At 66.2% G+C, this 2,589-nt stretch carries 1 protein-coding gene; it reads left to right on the forward strand.

Annotated elements, in window-relative coordinates:
• A partial coding sequence (locus tag AB4Y84_RS18925) for an autotransporter family protein (protein WP_442250655.1) occupies nt 1-2,281 on the forward strand: 2,281 nt, incomplete at its 5' end.
• Nucleotides 2,282-2,589 lie beyond the last annotated feature (308 nt).

Genomic DNA, 2,589 nt, shown 5'->3' on the forward strand with positions numbered 1-2,589 from the left:
CACCGATACCACGCTCAGCACCTATGGCGACAACGGCTACGGCCATGGCGTGGACGTCTGGGGTGGTACTGCCACGATCACCGGCGGCAGCATCGATACCCACGGCGATGGTGTCTACGGCCTGCGTGCCTCGGGCAGCAATCCGCCGACGCCCTACTCGCGCATCCGCGCCAAGAACCTGGACATCACCACCCATGGCACCGGCGGTGGCGGCGTCTTCCTTGGCGGCAGCACGGCCGATGCGCAGCTGGACGGAGGCTCGATAACCACACTGGGTGCATCCTCGTTCGGCATCGTGCAGATGAACACGGCCAAGCTCACCGCCGACAACTTGAGCATCCATGCGCAGGGCACGAATTCGGGTGCCTATCGCTCCTACATCACCGTGTTCGGGCCGTACTGGGACCGTCTGGTGTTCAACAACAGCTCCCTGCAGACCCAGGACGGCCCCGCGCTGTGGCTGCAGGGCAGCAACCACGAGCTGACGCTCAACAACACCGATGTCATCGCGCGCCAGCAGGGCAACCTCGACGGTGGCCGCCTGCTGCGGGTGAGCGACACGGTGTTCACCGACGGAAGCTCGGTCGCCACCGCAGACATTCTGTTCACTGCCGACAACAGCCGCCTGACCGGCGATGTCGTGGTCGACAGCGCCACCGCCAACGTGCAGATGACGCTGCGCAACGGCACCGTGTTCAACGGCGCGCTGCGCAACGATTCGGGCTACCAGGTCGCGCAGCTGGCGATGGACGGCAGCAGCCAATGGAACGTGCGTTCCAGTTCCAGCGTCGGCTCGCTGGACCATGCCGGCACCATCGCCTTCGTCGCCCCCGCCACCGACGACTTCAAGACCCTGACCGTCACCGGGGACTATGTCGGCAACGATGGCCACTGGCTGTTCAACCGCGCGCTGGGCGACGATGCCTCGCTGGGTGACCAGTTGGTGATCCAGGGCAACAGCAGTGGCACCGCCTCCGTCAGCGTGCGCAACGCAGGGGGCGCAGGCGCCCTGACCAGCGAAGGCATCCGCCTGATCAGCGTGGGCGGCCAGTCCGATGCGCAGTTCTCGCTGCAGGGACGCGCGGTGGCCGGCGCTTACGACTACTTCCTGTACAAGGGTGGCGTCTCCACGCCGAACGACGGCAACTGGTACCTGCGCTCGGAATACGTACCGCCGGTCGATCCGCCGGAACCACCCGACCCGCCGGAGCCACCGATTGATCCGCCGATTGATCCGCCGACTCCGCCGATCGATCCGCCGATCGATCCGCCAGTGGTCCCGCCGGTCGATCCGCCGGTGGTCCCGCCGGTCGATCCGCCGCTTCCGCCGACCCCGCCGCGCGTGGAGCGACCGGAGCCGGCGGTGTACATGGCCAACCAGAGCAGTGCGCTGGGCATGTTCCGGCACAGCCTGTACGACCGCAGCGGTGATCCTGCCGGTGCGACCGACGGTGGCAGCGACGCCATTGCATGGGCACAGGTGCGCGGCAGCGCGCCCGGCAGCCGCGGCCACCAGGTGGATGTGGACAGCGAACTCAACAGCGTACTGCTGGGCGTCGGTCGTCGCTTCGAAGCCAATGCCGGCGGCCAGCTGCAGGCAGGTGTGATGGCTGGCCAGGGCCGGGCACGCAATGACAGTCGCTCGCAGGTGACCGGTTACACCGCGCACGGTGTGGTCAACGGCACCAGCCTGGGCCTGTATACGACCTGGTTGCAGGACGCGCGGATGGAGCACGGTGCGTATGTGGACGGCTGGCTGCAGTACGGGCGTTTCCGCAACAGCGTGCAGGGCGAAGGGCTGCAGAAGGAGCACTATCGTTCGCACAGCTGGACCGGTTCGGCCGAGGCAGGCTATGTGCTGCCCGTGCAGCGCACGGCCCAGCGCGGTGTCTACCTGGAGCCACAGCTGCAGGTGATCCACAGCCGCTACGACGCCGACCGCGTGGTCGAGGCCAACGGCACGGTGGTTGAAGGACGCGACAAGGACAGCACCACCACGCGTGTGGGACTGCGCCTGTACACGCGCTCGCTGACGCAGCGCCAGGGGCAGGTACAGCCGTTCGTCGCGGTGAACTGGTGGTCCGGTGGCAACGACGCGACCATCGCCGTGGACGGAGAACGCCTGCGCCGGCAGTTGCCGCGTGACATCTACGAAGCCAAGGCCGGCGTGCAGGTGAATCTGTCGGGCGGCTGGCGCGGCTGGGGTGAGATCAGCCACCAGACCGGTGGCATGGGCTTCCGCGATACCAGCGGCCAGCTGGGCGTCTCTTACCGCTGGTAAGCGCTGCGACGGGTGATCCCAGCGAGGGGTCCGGCGATGCGTCGTCGGGCCCCTTGTTGTTTTCCACACCACGCGTGGAAATCGATGGGGGTTGGATGTGGACAAGTGGCCATGAGCCACGCACGACAAGCGTTTTCAGCCCTGGTCATTTTTTGTCCAGCCTACCCAGAATGCAGGCAGGTGTGTGTTTTCCACACGACAGGTGGAAAGCGATGCGAACTTGATGTGGACAACCCGCCTTGAGCATTACGCCGCAAGCGTTTCAAGGCGTGGCTGTTTTTTGTCCAGCGGCCTCATCGGTTTTCCAC

This window comes from Stenotrophomonas sp. 2YAF22, from assembly GCF_052114665.1.
GTDB lineage: Bacteria > Pseudomonadota > Gammaproteobacteria > Xanthomonadales > Xanthomonadaceae > Stenotrophomonas > Stenotrophomonas indicatrix.